General features: G+C 68.8%; 13 protein-coding genes. 12 read left to right on the plus strand and 1 reads right to left on the minus strand.

The annotated features are described in order from the left end of the window. From ACFVM3_RS11520 to ACFVM3_RS11540, 5 genes are read left to right on the plus strand one after another with little or no spacing between them, the layout of a single operon-like run. Entirely contained in the window at positions 1–3,033 is a 3,033-nt protein-coding gene (locus tag ACFVM3_RS11520; protein WP_378437853.1) for an amino acid adenylation domain-containing protein, read from the plus strand. Beyond that, on the plus strand, positions 3,030–8,459 hold the full coding sequence (locus ACFVM3_RS11525; protein ID WP_378437855.1) for an amino acid adenylation domain-containing protein: 5,430 nt from the start codon (positions 3,030–3,032) through the stop codon (positions 8,457–8,459). Before ACFVM3_RS11520 ends, ACFVM3_RS11525 begins: the two co-directional genes overlap by 4 nt. Continuing rightward, positions 8,456–9,727 (plus strand): ATP-grasp domain-containing protein, encoded by a 1,272-nt coding sequence (locus ACFVM3_RS11530; protein ID WP_378437856.1) that lies wholly within the window; start codon positions 8,456–8,458, stop codon positions 9,725–9,727. The genes ACFVM3_RS11525 and ACFVM3_RS11530 overlap by 4 nt, the downstream gene beginning before the upstream one ends. Then, positions 9,724–11,001, plus strand: a complete 1,278-nt coding sequence (locus tag ACFVM3_RS11535; RefSeq protein ID WP_378437858.1) for an ATP-grasp domain-containing protein — start codon at positions 9,724–9,726, stop codon at positions 10,999–11,001. The genes ACFVM3_RS11530 and ACFVM3_RS11535 overlap by 4 nt, the downstream gene beginning before the upstream one ends. Continuing rightward, positions 10,998–11,933 (plus strand): TauD/TfdA family dioxygenase, encoded by a 936-nt coding sequence (locus ACFVM3_RS11540; protein ID WP_378437860.1) that lies wholly within the window; start codon positions 10,998–11,000, stop codon positions 11,931–11,933. Before ACFVM3_RS11535 ends, ACFVM3_RS11540 begins: the two co-directional genes overlap by 4 nt. A 4-nt stretch (positions 11,934–11,937) precedes the next feature. Here the strand turns inward: ACFVM3_RS11540 and ACFVM3_RS11545 are convergent, their stop codons facing one another. After that, the gene (locus ACFVM3_RS11545; protein WP_378437862.1) at positions 11,938–12,333 is read right to left on the minus strand and encodes a hypothetical protein; all 396 of its coding nucleotides are present in this window, start codon (positions 12,331–12,333) and stop codon (positions 11,938–11,940) included. Positions 12,334–12,728: 395 nt separating this feature from the next. On the opposite strand from ACFVM3_RS11545, the gene ACFVM3_RS11550 reads away from it, so the two are divergent. From ACFVM3_RS11550 to ACFVM3_RS11580, 7 genes are read left to right on the plus strand one after another with little or no spacing between them, the layout of a single operon-like run. Then, positions 12,729–14,642, plus strand: coding sequence for a Xaa-Pro dipeptidyl-peptidase (locus tag ACFVM3_RS11550; protein ID WP_378437864.1), 1,914 nt, complete (start codon positions 12,729–12,731; stop codon positions 14,640–14,642). 51 nt (positions 14,643–14,693) lie between these two features. Beyond that, positions 14,694–15,905, plus strand: a complete 1,212-nt coding sequence (gene hemA, locus ACFVM3_RS11555; protein ID WP_378437865.1) for a 5-aminolevulinate synthase — start codon at positions 14,694–14,696, stop codon at positions 15,903–15,905. A 34-nt stretch (positions 15,906–15,939) separates the two neighbouring features. After that, positions 15,940–16,785 (plus strand): TauD/TfdA dioxygenase family protein, encoded by an 846-nt coding sequence (locus tag ACFVM3_RS11560; protein WP_378437867.1) that lies wholly within the window; start codon positions 15,940–15,942, stop codon positions 16,783–16,785. Then, a complete protein-coding gene (locus ACFVM3_RS11565; RefSeq protein WP_378437869.1) occupies positions 16,782–17,741 on the plus strand; it encodes a 3-oxoacyl-ACP synthase III family protein in 960 nt (319 codons plus the stop codon). Before ACFVM3_RS11560 ends, ACFVM3_RS11565 begins: the two co-directional genes overlap by 4 nt. Next, entirely contained in the window at positions 17,738–18,925 is a 1,188-nt protein-coding gene (locus tag ACFVM3_RS11570; RefSeq protein ID WP_378437871.1) for an acetyl-CoA carboxylase biotin carboxylase subunit family protein, read from the plus strand. Before ACFVM3_RS11565 ends, ACFVM3_RS11570 begins: the two co-directional genes overlap by 4 nt. Continuing rightward, positions 18,922–20,880, plus strand: coding sequence for a phenylacetate--CoA ligase family protein (locus ACFVM3_RS11575; RefSeq protein ID WP_378437873.1), 1,959 nt, complete (start codon positions 18,922–18,924; stop codon positions 20,878–20,880). Before ACFVM3_RS11570 ends, ACFVM3_RS11575 begins: the two co-directional genes overlap by 4 nt. After that, positions 20,877–22,097, plus strand: a complete 1,221-nt coding sequence (locus ACFVM3_RS11580) for an MFS transporter (RefSeq protein ID WP_378437875.1) — start codon at positions 20,877–20,879, stop codon at positions 22,095–22,097. The genes ACFVM3_RS11575 and ACFVM3_RS11580 overlap by 4 nt, the downstream gene beginning before the upstream one ends. Positions 22,098–22,102: the final 5 nt, after the last annotated feature.

Raw genomic sequence — 22,102 nt, forward strand, 5'->3', positions numbered from 1 at the left:
ATGAGCGACACGAAGGAATGGACGTTCCCGGCCTCGTTCGGCCAGGAGCGGATCTGGCTGTCCGGCCAGCTCGACCCGGCGTCCCCGGTGTACAACCTGCACTGCCAGGCCCGGCTGGACCGCCCGCTGACCGCGGAGCAGTGGCGCGCCGCGCTCGGCGTCATCGTCGGGCGGCATGAGGCACTGCGCACGTCGTTCCGCATGGACGGCGGCGCGCTCATGCAGGTGGTGCACGCCGAGGTGCCGATCGAACCCGAGGTGCACGACCTGCGGAACCTGCCCGACGGCGCCCGTGACGACCGGCTCGCCGAACTCGTCGGCGCCGTGACGAGCGGGGCCATCCCGCTCGACTCGCCGCCGCCGTGGCGGGCCCAGGTGTGCCGGATGGCCGACGACGAGTGGGTGCTCACGTTCGTCGTGCACCACACCGTGTTCGACGCCGGCTCGGTGCTGGTGCTGGGGACCGAACTCGGCGAGGCGTGCGACGCCGTGTTCGAGGGCCGCGAGCCGAAGCTGCCCGAGCTGTCCATCCAGTACGCGGACTTCTCGGCCTGGCAGCGCGGGCAGCTCGAAACGTCCAGCGAGCAGCTGGACTATTGGCGGACGCAGCTCGCCGGGTTGCCGCCGGTGCACGGCCTGCCCACCGACCGCCCGCGGCCGCCGGAGCTGACGTTCGCCGGTGACCAGGTGGACTTCGCCCTCCCGGACGGACTGATCGACCGCGTCGGCGAGCTGGGCCGGGAGCTGTCGGCGTCGCCGTTCATGGTGCTGCTGGCCGGTTACGCGGCGCTCCTGTCGCGACTGTCCAGAGTGGACGACATCGTCGTCGGCGTTCCGGTGGCGGGCCGTGACCTGCCCGAGCTGGCCGACCTGATCGGCATGTTCGTCAACCAGATGGCCGTGCGGGTCGACTGCTCCGGCGCGCCCGCGTTCACCGAACTGGTCGGGCGGGTCCGGAGCACGCTGCTGGAGGCGATCGACCACAGCCAGGTGCCGTTCCAGGCGGTCGCGGAGGCGGTCGGGGCCGAACGCGACCCCGGCGTGCAGGCGCTGTACCAGCTCGGGTTCAACTTCCTGCCCGACTCGGGGCTGGAGCCGATCCGCTCGGCCACCGCGAAGGACGACATCGCGATCGACCTGACCGCCGTGAACGGCAGGCTCGTCTACCGCACCGACCTGTTCGACCGCGAGACCGCCGAAGCCGTGGCCGAGCGATACGTGCGGCTGCTGAGCGCGGCGGTCGCCGACCCGGCTCGGCCGGTCGCGGATCTGCCGCTGCTGTCGGACGACGAACGCGAGCTGGTCCTGACCGGCTGGAACCCGGCAGTGTCCACTTCGGACACGACGACCGTGCACGCCCGATTCGAGGACCAGGCGCGGCGAACCCCGGACGCGCCCGCCGTCGACTTCGGCGGGGTCCGCCTGACGTACGCCGAGCTGAACACGCGAGCCAACCGTGTCGCCCACCGGCTGCGCGAGCTGGGCGCGGGCCCCGGCACCGTCGTCGGCGTCTGCGTGCCGAACTCGGCGGACCTGCTGACCGGCGTGCTGGGGGTGCTGAAGAGCGGTGCGGCCTACGTCCCGCTCGACCCGGACAACCCTGTTCCGCGGCAGGCGCTGATCCTCGCCGACGCGGGTGTCCCGTTCGTGCTGGTCACCGGAGAGTCCACACTGGACACCAAGACGCTGGCGCTGGACGATCCGGCCGCATGGTCCGCCGCGGCCGAGGACCCGGAACCGGCGGCCGGACCGGGCGACGTCGCCTATGTGATCTACACGTCGGGCTCGACCGGGCGGCCCAAGGGCGTAGAGGTCGAGCACCGGGCCGTCGACACGTACCTGGCGTGGGCGCGTGAGGCATATCCCGGCCTGGCCGGACGGGCGTTGCTGCGCACATCGCCGTCGTTCGACCTGACCGTGACGACCCTGCTCGGCACTCTCACGGCCGGGGGAGCGGTGGTCGACGGCGGTCGCCCGACGTTCGTCAAGGCCACGCCGACCCACCTCGCCATCCTCGCCGAAGAGCTGTTCCCGACCGGTGAGCTGGTGCTCGGCGGTGAAGCGCTGACGGCCGAGGCCGTCCAGCCTTGGCGGGAACGGCACCCCGGCACGCTCGTCGTCAACGAGTACGGCCCGACCGAGGCCACGGTCGGCTGCGTCGTGCACCGGGTCGAACCCGGGGACGAGCTGCCGTCCGGCCCTGTCGCGATCGGCCGTCCGGTGCCCGGCAGCCGCGTGTACGTCCTCGACGAGCGTCGCCAGCCGGTGCCGCCGGGTGTCCCGGGCGAGCTGTACGTCGCCGGGTCGCAGCTCGCCCGCGGCTACCTCGGGCTACCGGACCTGACCGCGGAGAAGTTCATCGAGGGACCGTATGGCCGGATGTACGCCACCGGCGACCTCGTCCGCTGGCGCCGCGACGGCACGCTCGACTATCTCGGCCGTATCGACGAGCAGGTGAAGCTGCGCGGCTACCGCATCGAGCCCGGCGAGGTCGAATCCGCGCTGCGCGAGCTGCCGGAGGTGCGGGACGCGGCCGTGGCGGTCCGCGGCGACGCGCTCGTCGGCTACGTCGTCGGCAGCACCGAAGGAGCGGCCGAAGAACTGCGGAAGACGCTGCCGGAGTACCTGGTGCCGACCCGGTTCGTGTCGCTCGACGCGCTGCCGATGGCGGCCAGCGGCAAACTCGACCGGGCCGCACTGCCGGATCCCGAACCCGATGAGGCACCGGCGTACGTCGCACCCCGGACCGCGGCCGAAGAGCTCGTCGCCGAGGTGCTCGGCGAGCTGCTCGGCGTCGACGACCTCGGCGCGCACGACGACTTCTTCGCCCGTGGCGGCAACTCGCTGCTGGCGATCCGTGCGATGGCCCGGATCCGCAAACAGGTCGAAGTCGACATCCCGGTGCGGGGGCTGTTCACCCTCACCACCGTCGCCGGGCTCGCCGCCGAGATCGAGCGGCGGCTCGAGGAGGACCTCGACCAGCTCAGCGACGAAGAGGTCCAGCGTCAGCTGGCCGAAGGCGAGCTCTCATGACCGCGATCGACGAAACCAGCAGCGCGGCCGCGCGCCGAGCCCTGCTCGAACAGCGGCTGCGGCGGCGCACGGAGCGGACCGCGACCATCACGCCGCGCCCGGCCGACGCCGTCGTCCCGCTGTCCTATCAGCAGGAACGCGTCTGGTTCATGGAGCAGTTCGCGCCGGGCACCGGGTCGTACCACATCCCGGTGCCGATCCGGCTGACCGGAAGGCTCGACGTCACCGCGCTCCAGTCCGCTTTGGACACCCTGCCCGCGCGGCACGAGGCGCTGCGGATGCGGTTCCCGGCAGGGGAAGACGGACAGCCGACCGTCCACATCGAACCGTCGGTCACGGTCAGTCTGACCATTGTGGACGCCGGGAGCGAGGACGCGGCCCGTGCCGCCGTCGACGCCGCCGCGGCCGAGACGTTCGACCTGGCCACGGGCCCGCTGCTGCGCGCGACCCTGGCCAAGGTGTCCGACGAGGAGCACCTGCTCGTCCTGTGCACGCACCACATCGTGGGCGACGGCTGGTCGGTCGACCTGCTGCTGCGTGACCTCGCCGCGCAGTACCACGCCCTGAGCACCGGCGGCACGGCCGAGCTGCCCGCGTTGAGCATCGGGTACGGCGACTTCGCGCACTGGCAGCGCCGCACGCTCACCGGTGGCGAACTCGACCGGCAGCTGGAGCACTGGAAGGCGCAGCTCAGCGGGGTGGAGCCGCTGGAACTGCCCACCGACCGGCCCCGGCCCGCCAAGCAGAGCTTCGACGGCGCGATCCACGAGTTCTTCGTCGAGCGCGAACTCGCCGGCGCCCTTGGCGAGCTGAGCCGCGGGCACGGAGTCACGCTCTTCATGACCCTGCTGGCCGCCTACCAGGTGCTGCTTTCGCGGTACTCGGGCCAAGAGGACTTCGCGATCGGCTCGTCGTCGGCCGGGCGCGGTCTGCCCGAGCTGGAGGGCGTGGCGGGCATGTTCATCAACATGCTGCCCCTGCGTGCCCAGCTCGCGGGCGACCCGACGTTCGCCGAGCTGCTCGAACGCACCCGGCGGCACGTGCTGGACGCGTTCGAGCACGCCGACGTCCCGTTCGAGCGGCTGGTGAACGCGCTCGGCGTGCCCCGTGACGTCAGCCGCTCGCCGGTGTTCCAGGCGATGTTCGTGCTGCAGAACTACGAGATGGGCCGGATGGGCGCGGCCGGAGAGTCCGAAGTGGACTTCCGCTGGCTGCCGATGGACCTGCCCGCGACCCGGTTCGACTTCGAGTTCCACGCGATCGAGGTCGAACGCGGGCTGATCGGCAAGTTCGTGCACAACACCGCGCTGTTCACCGAGGACACGGTAGCCGGGATGGCAGGCAGGCTGGTCACGCTGCTGCGCTCGATCGTCGCCGACCCGGACCGGCGACTGTCCGAACTGGACATCCTCGACGCCGGGCAGCGCGAACTCGTCCTGGAGCGCTGGAACGCCACGACGGCCGAGTTCCCGCAGACCACGCTGCACGCGCTCGTCGAGGAGCAGGCCGCTCGGACGCCGGACGCGCCCGCGGTCACCTTCCGCGGCACGTCGCTGACCTACCGCGAGCTGGACGAGCGGGCCAACCGGCTCGCGCACCGGCTGCGTGGCCTCGGCGTCGGGCCGGGCGTGCTCACCGGTGTGTTCGCGGAGCGGTCGTTCGAGCTGGTCGTCGCGCTCCTCGCCGTGCTGAAAGCCGGTGGCGCGTATGTCCCGCTCGACCCGGAGTACCCGGCCGACCGGCTGGCGTTCATGCTGCGGGACGCGGCCGCTCCCGTCGTGCTGACGCAGGCGGCGTTGCGCGAAACGTTGCCGCCGGGTGACGCGACCGTCGTTGTCGTAGATGACGCTGCCGATCTCGCCGAGACGACAGAGCCGCCCGAGCCGCTCGCCGGACCGGAAGACCCGGCGTACGTCATCTACACCTCGGGCTCGACGGGCCAGCCGAAAGGCGTGCCCAACGGACACCGCGGCATCGTCAACCGGCTCGACTGGATGCAGCGCGCGTACCGCCTCGACGGCACCGATTCGGTGCTGCAGAAGACCCCGGCCGGCTTCGACGTGTCGGTCTGGGAGTTCTTCTGGCCGCTGATCACCGGCGCGCGGCTCGTGCTCGCCGAACCCGGCGGCCACAAGGACGCCGCGTACCTGCGCGAGCTGCTCGCGTCCGAAAGCATCACCACCGCGCACTTCGTGCCGTCGATGCTCACACTGTTCCTTGCCGAACAAGGCGTCGAGACGTGCACGGCGCTGCGACGGGTCGTGTGCAGCGGCGAGGAGTTGCCGCTCGACGCGGCCCGCGAGTTCGTCCGGCGGCTGCCGGACTGCGAGCTGCACAACCTCTACGGGCCGACCGAAGCCGCCATCGACGTCACCTCCTGGCATTGCACGCCCGCCGCGCTCGCCGACGTCGCGTCGGTGCCGATCGGGGCGCCGATCCAGAACATCCGGATCTACGTCCTCGACCGTGCCGGGCGGCCGTGCCCGGTCGGCGTACCCGGCGAACTGCACATCGCCGGTGTCGGCCTCGCCCTGGGATACCACAACCGCCCGGAGCTCACGGCCGAGCGGTTCGTGCCCGACCCGTTCCACAGTGGACGGATGTACCGCACCGGCGACCTCGCGCATTGGCGCCCGGACGGGACGATCGCGTTCCTCGGCCGGATCGACCACCAGGTCAAGCTGCGCGGCCTCCGTATCGAACTGGGGGAGATCGAGACGACCTTGCGTGCCCAGCCGGGTGTGCGCGACGCCGCCGTGATCGTCCGCGAGGACACGCCGGGGGACAAGCGGCTGGTCGGGTACGTCGTCGGCGACGCCGAGCCCGGCGCGCTGCGGGCGGCGCTCAAACAGAGCCTCCCGGACTACATGGTCCCGCCGTCGTTCGTCGCGCTCGACGAACTGCCGCTCACCCCGAACGGCAAACTCGACCGCAAGGCGCTGCCCGCGCCGGTCGCGTCCCGTGACGCGACCAAGGAACTGGTCGCGCCGTCGACCCCGGTCGAGATCCTGCTGGCCGAAATCTGGCGGGACGTGCTCAAGGTGGACGAGCTTGGCGTCGACGACGACTTCTTCGACCTCGGCGGGCACTCGATGCTGGCCACCCAGGTGGTGGCGCGGATCGGCAAGGCGGGCGCCGGGCAGGTCGGCGTCATGGATCTGTTCCAGCATCGCACGATCGGCGAGCTGGCGTCCTTCATGGACGGTGACGACACCGACCGGCCGCGCCACCTGCTGTACGAGCTGACCAAGCCGGCCAAGCAGCGGACGCTGACCTACGTCTGCTTCCCCTACGGCGGTGGCAGCGCGATCGTCTACCAGCCACTGGCAGACGCGCTCCCCGAGGGCTACTCGCTCTATTCGGTCGCCATTCCCGGCCACGACGTCGGACTGTCCGAAGAGGCACTGCCCTTCGACGACCTGGTCGAACGGCTGGCCGACGAGATCCTCGACCGCGTCGACGGCCCGCTGGCGATCTACGGTCACTGCGGTGTCGGCAACGCGCTCGCCGTCGCCGTCGCCCGGCTGCTCGAAGAGCGCGGCCGCGAGCTGGAGGTCGTCTACATCGGCGCGATCTTCCCGTTCGCCCGCATGAAGGGCCCGGTGGGCTCGCTGCGCACCCGGCTGGAGAAGCTGCGCAGCAACCGGTACTACTCGAACTGGCTCAAGGGCATGGGCGTCGACACCGACGACCTCGACCCGGCGCAGGCCGACCGGATCATCACGAACATGCGTGCCGACAGCCGCGCCGCCGAGGAGTACTTCAGCGGCCTGCTCGACGCCCGCGTGGCCAAGCTGCGCGCGCCGATCGTGTCGGTGGTCGGCTCCGAGGACCCGGTCACCGACTTCTACGCCGAGCGGTACCGGGAATGGGAGTTCCTCACGGACACCACCGGGCTCGTGGTGCTCGACCAGGCAGGGCACTTCTTCCTGCGCTACCGGGCCGAAGAACTCGCGGAGATCGTCACGCGCGTGCACCCGGCGCTGGACGATCCCGGCGAACTCGACGTCCGGGTCCGCGGCGAGGACGCGGGCTGGGCGGTGCACGAAACCCATCGGTCCACTGTGGACGACAAACCCGCGGTGCGACCGAGTATGGCCCGATTCGTCACCATCACGGTCGGGCAGCTGGTGTCCTCGACCGGCTCCGCGCTTACGTCGTTCGCGGTGCCGATCTGGCTCTACACCCGCACGGGCTCGGTCGCCGACCTCGGTCTGCTGTGGGCGCTCGCGCTGCTGTTCGGCGTGCTCGTCCTGCCGGTGGCGGGCGCACTGGTCGACCGCGGCGACCGGCGGCGGATCATGATCGCCGCCAGCGGCACCGCCGGCGGGATCCAGCTGATCCTGGCGTTGCTGCTGATCACCGGGAACGTCCAGCTGTGGTTGTTCTACGTGCTGATCCCGCTCGGGTCGGTGGCCGCGTCGTTCCAGCGCATCGCCTATCAGTCGTCGGTGGCGCAACTGGTGCCGAAGCAGTATCTCGGCCACGCGATGGGCCTCGCGCAGCTGTCCACCGGTTTCGCCCAGCTGCTGATGCCGGTGCTCGCGGCCGGGCTGCTGGCGACGATCCAGCTGTCCGGCATCCTGATCCTGGACATGGCGAGCTACGCGTTCGCGATCGTGGGCCTGCTGCTGGTGCGGTTCCCCGACATGATGGGCTGGCGCCCGCGCGAACCGCTGCTGACGGCGATCGCCGGCGGGTTGCGGTACTCGTGGAACCACCGCGGTTTCCGCACGATGCTGCTGTACTTCGCGCTGGCGAACGTCTTCCTCGCCCCCGCTCTCGTGCTGCTGTCGCCGCTCGTGCTGTCGTTCGGCTCGGTCACCGACGTCGCGAAGGTGGCGCTGGCCGAGGCCGTCGGCGCGGTGGCGGGCGGGATCGGGATGGCGCTGTGGGGTGGCCCGCGGAACCGGCGGATGATCGGCGTGCTCGTCGGCAACGTCGGGATCGCGCTCGGCTGCCTGGTGATGGGCCTGCGGCCGTCGCTGATCGTCGTCGCGGCCGGGGTGTTCCTCCTGGCCGCCGCGATGTCCGTGTCGCAGGGCATCTACGCGACGCTGGTGCAGGTCAAGGTGCCGCAGCGGTTCCACGGCCGGGTGTTCGCGATCAACCAGACGATCACGTGGTCGACACTGCCGATCGGGTTCGCCGTCCTGGCGCCGCTGGCCGTCGGCTGGTTCTCGCCGCTGCTGGCACCGGGCGGGGCGCTGACCGGGTCGGTCGGCGCCGTGCTCGGAACGGGGGAGACCCGGGGGATCGGGCTCGCCTACGTCGTCTTCGCACTGATCCTGCTGCTGATCAACGTGGGCGGGTTCTCGCTGCGGCGGCTGCGCCGGTTCGACACCGAGGTGCCCGATTCACTGCCCGACGACCTGGTCGGGGCGCAGGAACGGGAGCGCAAGCTCGCGGGGAAGGAAGCCGCATGAGTACGGCGGTGCTGGTCAGGGAGGCCCGAGGGCACTGGGTCGGCGAGGTCGCGCCGTCGATGCGGGCCGCCGGGCACCGCGTGGTGCTGCTCGCCCCGCCGATGGACGAGGCCGAGCGGGCCGCGCTGGCAGGCGTGGTGGACGACGTCGTCGCGCTCGACGACGTCCACGACCCGGAAGCCGTCGCGGCGAAGGTCCGGGAGATCGACGGCGGCGCGTTGGCCGGTCTCTTCACCGGCTCGGACGGTGCCATCGCGAGCACCGCCCGCGCCGCCGAGCTGCTCGGGGTGGCACGCTGCCCGGCGTCGGTGTTCGCCTTGTGCGCGAACAAGTTCGCGGTCCGGGAGGCGCTCGCCGCGGCCGGGCTTCCCGGACCGGCGCACGCGCTGATCTCGTCGGCAGCCGAGGCGGCGTCGGTCGCTTCCGCGGTCGGGCTCCCGGCGATCGTCAAACCGGTCAACGGGGCGGGCAGCAATCTGATCCGCACGGTGTCCACCGTGGACGAACTGGCGGCCGCCTACGAGCTGCTGGCCACGCGTCTGCCCGAGTCCGCCGATCCGCGCTATCACCGTCCACTGGGGACACTGGACCCTTCGGCGACGTTCCTCGTCGAAGGATTGCTGTCCGGTCCGGAGTACGCGGTGGACGTGCTGGTCCGTGACGGGGTGGCCGAACCGGTCGAGATCCTCGACAAGCCACTGATCGACGAGCGGAAGTTCGAGCTGGCGCTGTCGTGCCCGCCCGCCGGGCTCACCGCCGACCGGGCCGAGCTGGTCACGGCCGCGGCGGTCGCCGCCGTCCGCGCGCTGGGCCTCGACAACACCTGTGCCCATGTCGAAGTGATCGACGACGCCGACCGCGGTCCGACGATCGTCGAGGTCAACGCGGGCAGGCCCGCCGGGTCGATCATGCCGCTGCTGGCGAAACTGCGCACCGGCATCGACGTGTTCGCCGAACTGGCGGCGCTCGCGGTCGGCGCTCCACCGCCGGTGCGGGAACCCGCCAAACTGCCGATCCCGCTGGGCATGCTGATCCTTTACGCGGCCGGTTCCGGCCGGTTGACCGGTATCGGCGGGCTCGACGAGATCGCCGAGCTGCCCGAGGTGATCGACGTCGTCACCACCGTCTCGCCGGGGCAGGTGCTCACCGACGAACAGGAGACCTACGCGGTCAACCTCGTCGTGGCCGGGTTCGCCGATCACGACGACCTCGCCGATCTGCACGCGGAGGCGAGCAAACTCGTCCGGCTGGAACTGGAGGAAGTGTGAAGACCGCGTTCGTGGTCTGCGAGACCTCAGGGCAGTGGATCGCCGACTTCGTGGCCGCCATACGCGCGGCCGGGCTGGGGGCCGAACTGGTCACGCAGCCACTGGAACCGGCCGAACAGGCACAGCTGACGGAAGTGGTGGACGGCTTCGTCTTCGTCGACGACGTCCGTGACGCCGAATCCGTGGCCGAGGCGATCCGGGCGCGGAACACGCGTCCGGCAGGGTTGGTGACCGCCGCCGAGGGGATCATCGCGAGCGTCGCGCGCGCGGCCGAGCTGCTCGGCGTCGCGCGCTGCCCGGCGTCGGTGTTCACCGTGACGCACAACAAGTTCGCGGTCCGGCAGATGCTGGCCGCCGCCGGATTGCCGGGGCCGCGCTCCGCGCTGATCTCCGCCGAGTCCGAGGCGGCGTCGGTGGCCGCGGCGGTCGGGCTCCCGGCGATCATCAAGCCGGTGAACGGCGCCGCGAGCAACCTCGTGCGCACCGTGTCCACTGTGGACGACCTGGCGGCGGCATACCGGCTGCTGGCCGAGCGGTTGCCGCTGTCGGAGGACGCCCGGTACCACCGGCTCGTCGGCGGCGGACCGTCGCCGATCGACCCGCTGCGGGTGTTCCTCGTGGAAGGTCTGCTGCGTGGCCCGGAGTACGCGGTCGACGTCCTCGTGCGCGACGGTGTCGCGGAGCCGGTGGCCGTGGTGGAGAAGCCGCTGATCGACGAGCGCAAGTTCGAGCTGGGCATGGTCTGCCCGTCGCTCGAACTGTCCGAAAAGGACAACGAACGGCTGTTCGCGGCGGCGACGGCCGCCGCGCTCGCCCTTGGCCTGGACAACACCTGCGCTCACCTGGAGCTGATCGACGACGCCGAGCTGGGTCCGACGATCGTCGAGGTGAACGCGGGCCGCCCGGCCGGCGGCGCCCAGCCGGTTCTGCTCAAGCTCGCGACCGGCATCGACGTCATCGCCGAAGCGGTGTCACTCGCACTGGGCACGCCGCGACCCGCGCGAGGTGCTGGCCTGCCGGTGCCGGTCGGCTACCTGATCTTCTACGCCGAGGGTACCGGGCGGCTGGTCCGCGTCGAGGGCACCGACGAGGTCGCCGACCTGCCCGAGGTCCTGGAGGTCGTCACGATCGTGCGCCCCGGCCAGCTGCTCACCGACGACCAGGAGATCTACGCGGTGAACGTCCTCGCCGCGGGGTTCGCCGACACCGAAGACCTCGCCGCGCTGCACGCCGAGGCCGCCAAGCTGATCCGATTCGAACTGGAGGAGTCATGACCGCCGAACTCGCGGCGAACCTAGGTCACGTCGAGGGCAACGAACACACGAAACTCACCGTGTACGCAGCCACGGGACTGGACTGGGTCCGCGCGCACCGCGAAGTACTGCAGGACCGGCTGCGCGAGCACGGCGCGATCCTGCTGCGCGGGATGCCTGCCGATCTCGCGGTGTTCAACCAGGTCACCGAGGAGATCGGCGGCGCGCTGCTGACGTATACGGAACGGTCGACACCGCGGTCGACGGTCTCGGGCAACATCTACACCTCGACGGAATACCCGCCCGCCGAGTCGATCCCGATGCACAACGAGAACTCGTACTCGGCGCACTGGCCGGACCGCCTGTTCTTCCTGTGTGACACCGCGGCCGAAACCGGTGGCGCGACGCCGATCGCCGACAGCCGCGCGATGTACCGCCTGCTGCCGGAGGACCTGCGCGAGCGGTTCGCGGGAGGCGTCACCTACACCCGGGCGTTCCGTGAAGGGCTCGGGCTGACCTGGCAGGAGGCGTTCCAGACCGACGACCGCCAGACGGTGGAGGACTACTGCACCGGCAACGGGCAGACCTACGAGTGGACCGACGAGGGCCTGCGCACCCGGCACGTGCGGCCGTCGTTCGTCGCGGAACCGCACACCGGCGCGACGGTGTGGTTCAACCAGGCCAATCTGTTCCACGTCTCGAGCCTGGGGGAGGAGGTCAGCGAGGCGCTGCTGGAGCTGTACCCGGAGGAAGACCTGCCCCGCAACGCGTTCTTCGCCGACGGCTCACCGATCCCGCAGGCGGACCTTGCCACGATCAAGGCGACGTACGACAAGGTCAGCTACGCGTTCCCGTGGCAGCCGGGTGACATCATGGTGATCAACAACATGCTGATGGCGCACGGACGCGAGCCGTTCACGGGCAAGCGGCGGACCCTGGTCGCCATGACCTGAGGCGTCAAATCCGATAGGGGCAGACGGCGACGCTGTCTGCCCCTACGTCTATCTCCACCCAGGTACCGTCGGCATCGGCAGGAATCGGTGCCGCGAGATCGAACAGGATCGGCGAGTCGCCCAGCTGAAGATACGCGGCGCCGTCGTCGGTCAGCTGAAGCCGCCCGCGCATGACCAGTCGGCCGCCCTCATGGCGAAGTCCCGGCTCGGCACGCGGAACCGGCCGCGTGTTGTGCGCCCAGAGGATGTCCTCATCGACCGTCCACTCGATGAGATGGTGGCCGTCGGCTTCTCCGGGGTCACCCCGCCAGAGCACCTCGGCGACGCCGACGGGGGTGTGAACCCGAACCTTCGCCGGCTGCCGCGAAGTCCGTGGCAGCCTCTCCGTGCGCACCAACATCCCCCCATCATCCAGTATCACCGCGACGCTTTCTCACTTCGTGCGCACCTCGCGATACCGTCCAGGCGGACGGTATTCCTGCAAATGGACGCATCGATTCGGGCTGATGGACGAGATTCGCTCGGTCGACGAACCGGAAAACCGGGCCGTGCCCATGCGCGGCCGGAGTCGGTCTGCATGGTGGGATTCGTTCCCGGCTCAGGGCGATGTCACCTGAATCGGCATGATCCACGGGTCTTGAACGATTTTATCGGTGGAAAAAGAATGATCGAACTGTCGGTGGTGCAGGTCGGGCGTTCGAAAAGTTGCCCTTAAGGGTCTGCTGGTTGGAAAGTCTTGCGCCCCCGTTGGCCGTCGGTCATAGTCGTCTCGCAACTGGCGATGGGGGAAGTTCGATGATGAATCATGCCTGGTCAAGGTGGTCGACGACGACCCTGTGGAATGTCCGAAGTGGACTGATCGTCGGTGTCTGCCTTGCCTTGGGAGCCACGCTCACGCACGCGACGGCTGAAGCCGCGACCGAAGTGATCGTGCGTGAAGGTAAAACCCAACCCGTCTTTTCGTACGCCGACGCAATACGTGAAACGGTGTACGTCGAGACGCCTGTGGACAGTGACGCCGACGGCCGCAAAGATCGTGTCGCCGCTTATGTGACCCGGCCCAAGGAAACGCGGCAAGGCCTCAAGGTCGCGTCGATAGTGGAAGCCAGCCCCTATTTCGGCGGACTGGTCGACGCGCCGTATCACCCGGTGGACGTCACCGATGTGCCCCGGTTGTCCCCGTGGTCGCCGCCGTCCGGGCCATGGCCCGGAGTCGACTACGCACGCACCAACTACGACAACTACTTCGTCTCTCGTGGCTACGCGGTCCTCTCCGTGAGCGGTTTGGGAACCGGCGAGTCGGACGGCTGCCCGGGTGTCGTCGGTACCGACGAGAAGCTCGCCGTGAAATCGGTGATCGAGTGGCTGACCGGTCGTGCCAGTGCGTTCTCGGCGGACGGCACGGCGGTCGGCGCGGACTGGTCCACGAAGAACGTCGCGATGGCGGGTGGCGCCTATAACGCTTCTCTCGCGCTGGCCGTCGCCGGAACCGGCGTGGCCGGTCTGAAAACCGTCGTGGCCACCGGTTCGGTGTCCAGTTGGTACGAGTACTACCGGGCGAACGGCGGCGTCGTCGCACCGGGCGGGTACGGCGGTGAGGACGCGGATCTGCACGCCAAGGTGGTGCTCACCCGCAAGAATCCGGGTGTTTGCGCCCAGGCCGTCCATCGGATCGAACGCGAGATGAACAGGGCGAGCGGCGACTACAACGCCTTCTGGCACGAACGCAACTTCGTCAAGGACGTTCCGCGGTTCAAGGCCAGTGTGTTCCAGGTGGGCAGTGTCGGCGACTGGAACGTCAAGCCGAAGCAGTTCGCCGAATTGTGGAAAGCGCTGGAGCGCAACGATGTCCCGCGGCGGCTATGGCTGGCGCGCACGCCGCATGTGGACATCCTCCATTCCAGGCGGCAGGTGTGGACCGACGCCGTCCACCAGTGGTTCGACCACTGGCTCTACGGTGTGCGCAACGGTGCTCTCAGTGAGCCGAAGGTCCAGGTGGAGACCGAGCCCACGGTCTGGCAGGGGTACCGGAACTGGCCCGATCCGGCCGCGCGTCCGGTGACCTTCCGCTTCGGAGCGGGGGATTCCCGGGCGCAGCCGGGCGAACTGGCGCAGTGGCCGTCAGGCTTCGGACAGCGCCAGGAATTCGTCGACGCGCCCGGGCGGACCGCCGACGAACTCGTCGCCGATACGGGCGACGCCGACCCCAACCGGCTCGTTTACCTGACCGGGCCGTTGCCGAAGGACGTGCGGATTTCCGGGGTTCCCGAAGTGACTTTGCGGGCTTCGGTGACCGGGCCGTCGCCGTACCTGACCGCGCTCCTCGTCGACTACGGCACCGATACCCGGCCGACCGGATTCGGGCCCACCGACGAATCCTGGTGTTTCGGTGACAGCGTTCCCGGCAATTCCGGCTGCCGGGCGATCTACCGGTACACCACCGCGCAGACGCCTTACCAGGTGGTCAGCCGCGGCTGGCTCGACGTGCGCAACCGGCATTCGGCGAGTGTCACCGAACCGCTGAGCCCGGACCGGACCTACACGTTGCGATGGGATCTGCAACCGCAGGAATACCGCTTCAAGGCGGGGCACCGCCTGGGGGTCGTCCTGATCTCCACCGATCGCGACTTCACGTTGCGTTATCCGGCGGGAACCCGGATTTCCGCGCAGCTCGGCTTCAGTGAGCTCACCTTGCCGGTAGCCGGTTGACCTCGGCTCGGCCACTCGTACCCGCAATCACCGAGAACAATGGGGACAAGCATGCCCACGATATCCGCCACGCGAAGTACCGAATCCACTTTGGACATACTCAGGGCGAAGGTCGAAGACCTGAAACTGAGCGGCCTCTACCGGCACTACATCCCGTGCAGTTACCTGGCCGCCGAACAGGGGCACGCGCTGCACTCCGGCCGGAAGATCCAGGTCTGGTGCACCAACGACTACCTCGGCATGAGCCAGCATCCGGACGTGATCCAGGCGCAGATCGACTCCGCGGAACTGCACGGTGTCGGCAACGGCGGTTCGCGCAACATCGCGGGAACCAGTGAAGCGCACGTTCAGCTGGAAGCCGAACTCGCGACGTGGCACGGGAAAGAGCGCGCACTCGTCTTCACGAGCGGCTACGTCGCGAACTTCGAGACGCTCACGACGCTGGCGGCGGGCATCCCGGACCTGGTGATCTTCTCGGACTCGCTCAACCACCGGTCGCTCATCGAGGGGATCCGGCGCTCGGGAAGCCGCAAGCACATTTTCCCGCACAACGATCTGGCGGCGCTCGAACAGGCGCTGGGCGAGTACGAACCCGAGGAGCCGAAACTCATCGTGTTCGAGTCCGTGTACTCGATGGACGGTGACACCGCCCCGGTGACGGCCATCTGCGATCTGGCCGAGAAGTACAACGCGCTGACCTTCATCGACGAGACACATGCCATCGGGCCCAACGGGCCGACGGGCGCGGGTATCTGCGAAGAGGTCGGCGAGCACCGTGCGACGTTCATCCAGGGGGTGTTCGGCAAGGCCGTCGGCACCACCGGCGGGTACGTGGCAGGCCCGGACAGCGCCTTGGACTACGTCCGCTCCCACGCGCCGGGGTTCATCTTCACCACCACCATTCCCAGAGCCGTGCTGGACGGGACGCTCAAGAGCCTCGAAGTCATCCGGCGTGACGAGGGTCTGCGGCGCGACCTGCGGGCGAACGTCGCCTACCTGAAGAACGCCCTCCGCGCGGCGGGTATCGAGTTCCTCGACGCCGAGAGCCATCTGGTCCCGGTGCTCGTGCCGGGCAGTGATCGAGTCAAGAAGGTGTCGAAGCGGCTGCTCGACGAGCACGACATCTACGTGCAGCCGGTCAACTTCCCTTCCGTTCCCAAGGGCGGTGAGCGATTCCGGATCACCGTCGCTCCCTATCGGACGCCTGAGCAGATCGACGGCTTCGTCAGCGCGCTCGGGCAGTGCCTGTCCATCGAGGAATGAACCACCGAAGACCGACCCTATTCCAGGAGAAGAAATGCGGATCAACGAACTCACCTCCTTCATCGGTTCGGAGATGCTGGACCTCACCTACGAGGAACTGGCCACGGACGAGGTGTTCGGCAAGTTCACCGAGATCCTTCACCAGCGGGAGCTCGTGGTCGTCCGCGGTATCGAGCTGAAGCCGCGACAGCAGCTGGAACTGGCCCAGCGGCTCGGCAGGCCGGTGCCGTTCCTGATGGCCAAGTACCGCCATCCCGAGATCGAGGAGATCATGATCTCCTCGAACGAGGTGAAGAACGACAAGCCGATCGGGGTCGCGAGGGTCGGGAACTTCTGGCACCAGGATTCGTCCTATATCGGCAACCCCGCGCCGTACACGATGCTCCACGGGGTCAATGTCCCGGGAACCAGCGGCCACACCCTTTACGCCAACGCGGCCGACGTCTACGACCGGCTGCCCGAGGAATGGAAGGCCAAGGTCGCCGGGCGCACAGCGCTGCACACGGTGAACAAGCGGTTCCGGGTCCGCGCCGAGGACGTCGGCCTGTCCATCGCCGAGCTGAGGGCGAAGGTCGACCTCGAACACCCGAAGGTGGAACACCCGCTGGTCCGGGTGGATCCGGACAACGGCCGCGAGTACGTCTACGGCGCACCGGAGTACATGGACTCGGTGAACGGGTTCGACGCCAATGAGAACGAGGCCTTCTTCACGCTCCTGGACCAGCTGATCCAGGACGAAGCCCACGTCTACACCCACCGGTGGACACCGAACGACCTCGTGGTGTGGAAGACCGCGACGACGTACCACGCGGCGACCGCCGTCGAGCCCGGTGTGTCCCGCACGGTGCACCGGATCAGTATCGCGTCGGACGAACGGTGAGCGGGATCCTCGACTTCGAGGTGGTGTTCCCGCGGTCCAGTGCGAAAGTCCAGGACATGCACGCCGAGTCCGGTGTGGACATGGCGGAGATCCTGGCGATCACGCATTGCGAGGAGTTCCCCGCGCTGGGAGAAGGGGAACAAGCGTGGGAACTCGCGCTCGCCGCCGCCGTCGCGGTGCTCGGCCGCGCGGGGGTGCCCCGTTCCGCCATCGGGCAGGTGATCTACGCCGGCTCTGGCGAATGGGACATCCCGTTCTGGTCGCCCGCGGCCAAGGTGGCGCATGAACTGGGCATCGATCGGGCGCACTGCTTCGAAGTGGTGAACTTCTGCAACGCGCTGACGGCGGCCGTCCGGGTCGCCTGCGACGACCTCGACCTCGGCCGCAGCGAGTACACCCTGGTGCTCACCGGGGACCGGTTGAGCCGCCTCGTCGACTACGGCGACCCGGATTCCAAGGCACTCTTCAATTTCGGGGACGCGGGTGCCGCGGTGCTGCTCGGCCGCGGCGCGCCGGTGTTCAAGATGCTGCACTCGGCGATGCGCACCGATCCAGGCTGGTCCGACTACTACGCGGGGGAAAGACGGCCGGACCGGGTCACCATCCGGCGGCAAAGCCATCGCGAAGGACTCGCGGCGGCTTACGTCGAGAACTTCGCTGCTCTGGTGGCGGAGACACTGTCCGCATTGGACAGGGGGCCGGAGGACATCGCCTGGTTCCTGATCAACCACGGTGACCGGAGCATGCACGAGAAGCTGCTCCGCGGCATCGGCATCCCGGTGGGCAAGAGCGTCTTCAACTACGACCGGCTCGGCCATATGGGCTGCGCCGACACGCTGATCGCCTTGCAGGGGCTGATGGCGGAGGAAAGGCTGCGGCCCGGCGACCTGATCCTGCTCGCGACCAGCGCCATGGGCTTCAGCTGGGGGATCACGGCCTTGGAGTGTCAGGAATGAAGATCTTGGTCATTCATCAGGTGCCCGACGCCAAAATCGACTATCGCGCCGCGCTCGACCACCAGTGTCACGAGGTGACCTACATCGGTCTTCCGCGCCGGATGGCGGATCTGCCGGACGATCTTCGCTGCGTCCGCATCGAACTCGATGACGGTCAGGACCTGGTGGAGGGGATCACGTCCCGTGTCTCGCGCGCGGACGGTTTCGAAAAGGTGCTCTCGCTTTCGGAGTTCGGGCAGCTGGAGGCCTGGCACGTGCGGAACCACCTGGGGCTGCCGGGCACCTCGCTGTCGCGACTGGAACGGATCCGGGACAAGGTGAGCATGAAGGAGGCGCTCGCCGAATCGGGACTGCGGTATCCCCGGTTCGTCGCGGCTCCGATGAGTTGCCGCCCTTTGCCGTGGCGGGACAAGACCGTCCTCAAGCCACGTCGAGGCGCTTCCAGCGAGGACGTCCACGTCTACGCGACCGCGATGGAAGCCCTGGCTGCCTACTGGAAGCTGGACGAGCGACACGACTACCAGCTCGAGGAGTACGTCGAAGGTGAGATCCTGCACGCCGACGGTCTGGTGAGCGCCGGCGCGCTGGTCGAGCTCGTGGTCAGCCGCTACGTCAACAAGCCCATCGACTTCGTGGACGGCCTGCCGCTCGGGTCGCACCAGATCCCGTTCGACCCCCGGCACCGGACGTTCGCGGAGCAGGTGGTCAAAGCTCTGGAGATCGAGGAAGGCTCTCTGCATCTCGAGATGTTCGAGACGCCGCAAGGAGAACTGGTCTTCCTGGAGGCCGCCAACCGGGTCGGTGGCGCAGGCGTGATCACGGCGCACCAGCGCCATCGCGGCGTGCACCTGCCCGCGCACGAGATCGCGATCCGGCTCGGCCTGGACCGGCCGGAGCCCGCCGCGGCCAGCGGCCGGTACCACGGCTGGCTCGTGTTCCCCGGCCACCACCTGGAAGGCGGACGCGGGCATACGATCACGATCCCCGATCACCTGCGCGCACATTCCTGTGTGGACCAGGTTCACCAGCTGGCACCCACGGATCCCTTGCCCGACCACGTCACGTACCACGAGTGGCTGGCGCCGGTCTTCATCGAGGCTTCCCATCGCGACGCCCGTGTGCTGAGGGGATTCCTCATCGAGTGCGCGCGATCCATTTCGGTCGATGCTGGAGGAACGGAATGAGGTACTACCCGACCGACCTGGTGCTGACGGTCGACCATGCGGCGGCCGCGCTGTCCGGAGACCCGGACGGTGAGCTGAACACGTTCCTGGCGGAAGCCGGCCTGTCCCGGCTGGCGGCGATCTTCGCCGGAGGTGGCCTGGCCCGAGCGCTCGACGAGCTTTTCGGCGGTTTGGACCAGTACCCCTGGCGGGTGCTGGTCGACACCAACGACGTCGAGGAGTTCCGGCCGATCGGGACGCTGGTCTTGGACGATCGGCGTGCGGGCAACACTTTGCGGGGGCTTCTGCTCGGCTGGGCGGCGGGCGACTCCGTGGTCATCCGCACAGCGAGGCGGCCGTTCTGGGAAGGGCTGATCAAACTGCTGCGGCAGCCCGGTTTCCCGGTGCCGGAGGCACGAATGGCCGACGAACGCGAGGTCGTCCCGGACGGGGTGGTCGTCCACGTCCCGGACCTGGTCCCGATCCGGCCGGGCGGTCCGTCGGTGGAGTGGGGCGACGAGGAGTTGTTCGGCACTGCCGGGCAAGCGAATTCGGGGGACCTCCGGATCCACGTCGATCCGGGGAGAGCCGGCGAGGTGGCGAGGGCCGCGGGTTCGGCGCTGGAGCTGGACTGCCGGTCGGACTGGGTCCGGCGGCTGTTCCACCGGGACTACCTGATGGGCACCCGGCTTTCGGTCGTCCGGAGCCTCGACGACACGCGGGGGAGCGGGCGGCTGGACGCCAAACTCCGGTACGTCGTCGAACGGGCCCGGCGCACCGCCTTCTACCGTGACCTTCCGGTCGTCGACGGGCTGGCGGACCTGGCGCGGCTGCCCGTGCTGGAGAAGACCGACCTGGACGCGCATTCGCTGCCCGCGGCCAGGGACATGCTCACCGACGACCTTCCCAGCGGCGAGGTGCTGCGCAGCGGAGGCTCGTCCGGGCAGCCGCGTTATGTCGTGTATTCGCGCACCGATTGGGAGAACATGGTGCGCGAGGCCGTGCCGCTCTTCTACGAGCTCGGGTTGCGCGCGGGCGACCGCGTGATCAACACCCTCTACGGCGGCAAGATGTACGGCGGGCTCACCACCACGCTCAGCGAGTTCGCCAGGATGCCGGTGGAGTGCTACACGATGGGCCAGGCCATCTCGGTCGAGGATCTGGTGACACTGACCGACATCTTCGCCCCCAACGTGCTCGTCGGGCAGCCCGCGCTGATCATGCCCTTGCTGCGCGAGGCGAAGGCACGCCGTCCCCGACTACGCCTTCAGAAGGTCATCTACGGCGGCTTGCCGATGAGCGAGACCGACAAGGTCTGGTTGCGGGGGAACCTCGGCACTGAGGTCATCTCCAGCATCCTCGCCGCGAACGACGGGGCCCAGCTCGGCTATCAATGCGGCGAGCTGAGCGGGACGACGCACCACCTGTGTGAGGACTACAACCTCATCGAGGTCGTCGGCGAGGATGGCGAGCCCATGCCGGACGGTGAACCCGGCGATCTGCTGATCACGAGCCTGCAGAAGTTCGAAGGGCCGCTGATCAGGTACCGGATCGGGGACAGTGGCCGCGTCTACCACCACGAGTGCGGCTGCGGGGTTTCGGGCAAGGTGCTGGAGTACCTCGGCCGTTCCGACGGGCTGATCAAGATCATGGCGAGCCGGAGCCGACTGGGCTACCGGGAGGTGATGGCCGCGCTGGCGAAGTTCCAGGTGTCCCAGCTGCAGGTCGAAATCATCTCGCACGGCGGCACGGAGACCCTGGTCATGCGGATGGAGTCGCCGTCGTCGCCGGATCCCGCGGAGGTACGCGCTCACCTGCTGGAGTGGTTCGAACTCGACGAGGATCTCGACGACTTCGACAACACCCTGGACGTTTTCGACCTCGTCGTCGAATGCCATGCCGAGGGCGGGCTCGACCGTGATCCGGTGAGCGGCAAGATCAAGCCGATCATCGACCGACGGCTGGAGCGGCGATGATCTGGCGGGACCCCAAGTCGCGCACGGTCCTCGGCTCGATCCTGCTGTCGAGCGTGGGGGTGGGGGTCTATGTCCTCGCGTTGGGACAGCTGTTGTTCACCATCACCGGCACGCCGCTGGCGTTCGCGGTGGTGGTCACCGCGCAGGGAATCGGCGCGATCGCCGTCCTGCCGTTCGCCGGCCCGCTGGTCGACGGCCTCAGATCGCAACGGGTGTACGCGATCTGCAGTTTCTCGCGAGCGATCGTGGTGCTGGCGATCGCCGTGGCCGGGGCGGGGGCGGTCCCGCACGCGGTCCCGTTGATCACGGTCGCCGCGCTGGTGCTGGCGATGCTCGACAACGTCCAGCGAACGGCCTTGTTCAAGTTCATCGCCCATCACGTGAGCGAGGAGAACAAGGTCAAGGTCAACGGACTGAGTGGCGCGGCGATCCAGGTCGGTGTCCTGGGCGGGATGGCGCTCCTCGGCCTGGTGCTGACCGTGGGCACCGCCGCCCACGCGCTGCTGCTGACCGCGGCGGGATCGGCGGGCGCCGCGGTGTGGATGTCCACGGTGAGGCTGGACAAGGCTGAAGGCCGGGGCGCGCTTTCGTCGGTACCGCTCCGCGCGGCACTGCCCGCCGCCGTCCGTGACTGGCGGCAGATGCTCCGTCAGTACCGCGGCGAGCTGGTGGTCTTCGGGATGCTCGTGCTGTGCGCGGCGGATTTCGTCGCGGCGCACAGCTTGAGCACGCTGGTCGTGCCGCTGGTCGCCGACCACTACGGCGGCCAAAGCTGGTTCATCGCCGCGCTGGAGGCGACGTTCGGCATCGGAATGCTCGCCGCGAGCGTCGTCACCCGCTACACCGTCACCCAGCGGTTGCTGCCGGTGTGGGTGGGCGTGCAGGCCGCGATGGCCTTGCTCCTGTCGGCGTCGAGCCAGCCGGTGGTGCACTTTCTGGGCTACTTCGTCGTCGGCTTCGCCAATTTCAACAGCCTCACCTGGCTGATCACCACCCTGCAGCAGCACGCCGGCGACGCGGACAAGGCGAAAATGGCTTCGTTGCGACTTTTGTCGATCGGTTTGGGCACCGCGTTGCTGATGCCGCTGATCGGCGGCGCTTCGCAGGTCTCGCTCGGTTCCGCCTTCGTCGGTCTCGCGGCGGTTCTGGCGGCCTTCACCTTGTGCGGGTTGTGGGTGGCGCTCGGATTCCGGCCGAAGGTGCCGGTGACTCGATGAGACGA

It is taken from the genome of Amycolatopsis sp. NPDC057786 (assembly GCF_042797905.1).
Classification (GTDB): domain Bacteria; phylum Actinomycetota; class Actinomycetes; order Mycobacteriales; family Pseudonocardiaceae; genus Amycolatopsis.

Bases quoted from the DNA above. Each gene is read 5' to 3' on its own strand.
- ACFVM3_RS11520 (WP_378437853.1), top strand. From the start codon at position 1: ATGAGCGACACGAAGGAATGGACGTTCCCGGCCTCGTTCGGCCAGGAG.
- ACFVM3_RS11525 (WP_378437855.1), top strand. From the start codon at position 3,030: ATGACCGCGATCGACGAAACCAGCAGCGCGGCCGCGCGCCGAGCCCTG.
- ACFVM3_RS11530 (WP_378437856.1), top strand. From the start codon at position 8,456: ATGAGTACGGCGGTGCTGGTCAGGGAGGCCCGAGGGCACTGGGTCGGC.
- ACFVM3_RS11540 (WP_378437860.1), top strand. From the start codon at position 10,998: ATGACCGCCGAACTCGCGGCGAACCTAGGTCACGTCGAGGGCAACGAA.
- ACFVM3_RS11545 (WP_378437862.1), bottom strand. From the start codon at position 12,333: ATGTTGGTGCGCACGGAGAGGCTGCCACGGACTTCGCGGCAGCCGGCG.
- ACFVM3_RS11550 (WP_378437864.1), top strand. From the start codon at position 12,729: ATGATGAATCATGCCTGGTCAAGGTGGTCGACGACGACCCTGTGGAAT.
- hemA (WP_378437865.1), top strand. From the start codon at position 14,694: ATGCCCACGATATCCGCCACGCGAAGTACCGAATCCACTTTGGACATA.
- ACFVM3_RS11560 (WP_378437867.1), top strand. From the start codon at position 15,940: ATGCGGATCAACGAACTCACCTCCTTCATCGGTTCGGAGATGCTGGAC.
- ACFVM3_RS11570 (WP_378437871.1), top strand. From the start codon at position 17,738: ATGAAGATCTTGGTCATTCATCAGGTGCCCGACGCCAAAATCGACTAT.
- ACFVM3_RS11575 (WP_378437873.1), top strand. From the start codon at position 18,922: ATGAGGTACTACCCGACCGACCTGGTGCTGACGGTCGACCATGCGGCG.
- ACFVM3_RS11580 (WP_378437875.1), top strand. From the start codon at position 20,877: ATGATCTGGCGGGACCCCAAGTCGCGCACGGTCCTCGGCTCGATCCTG.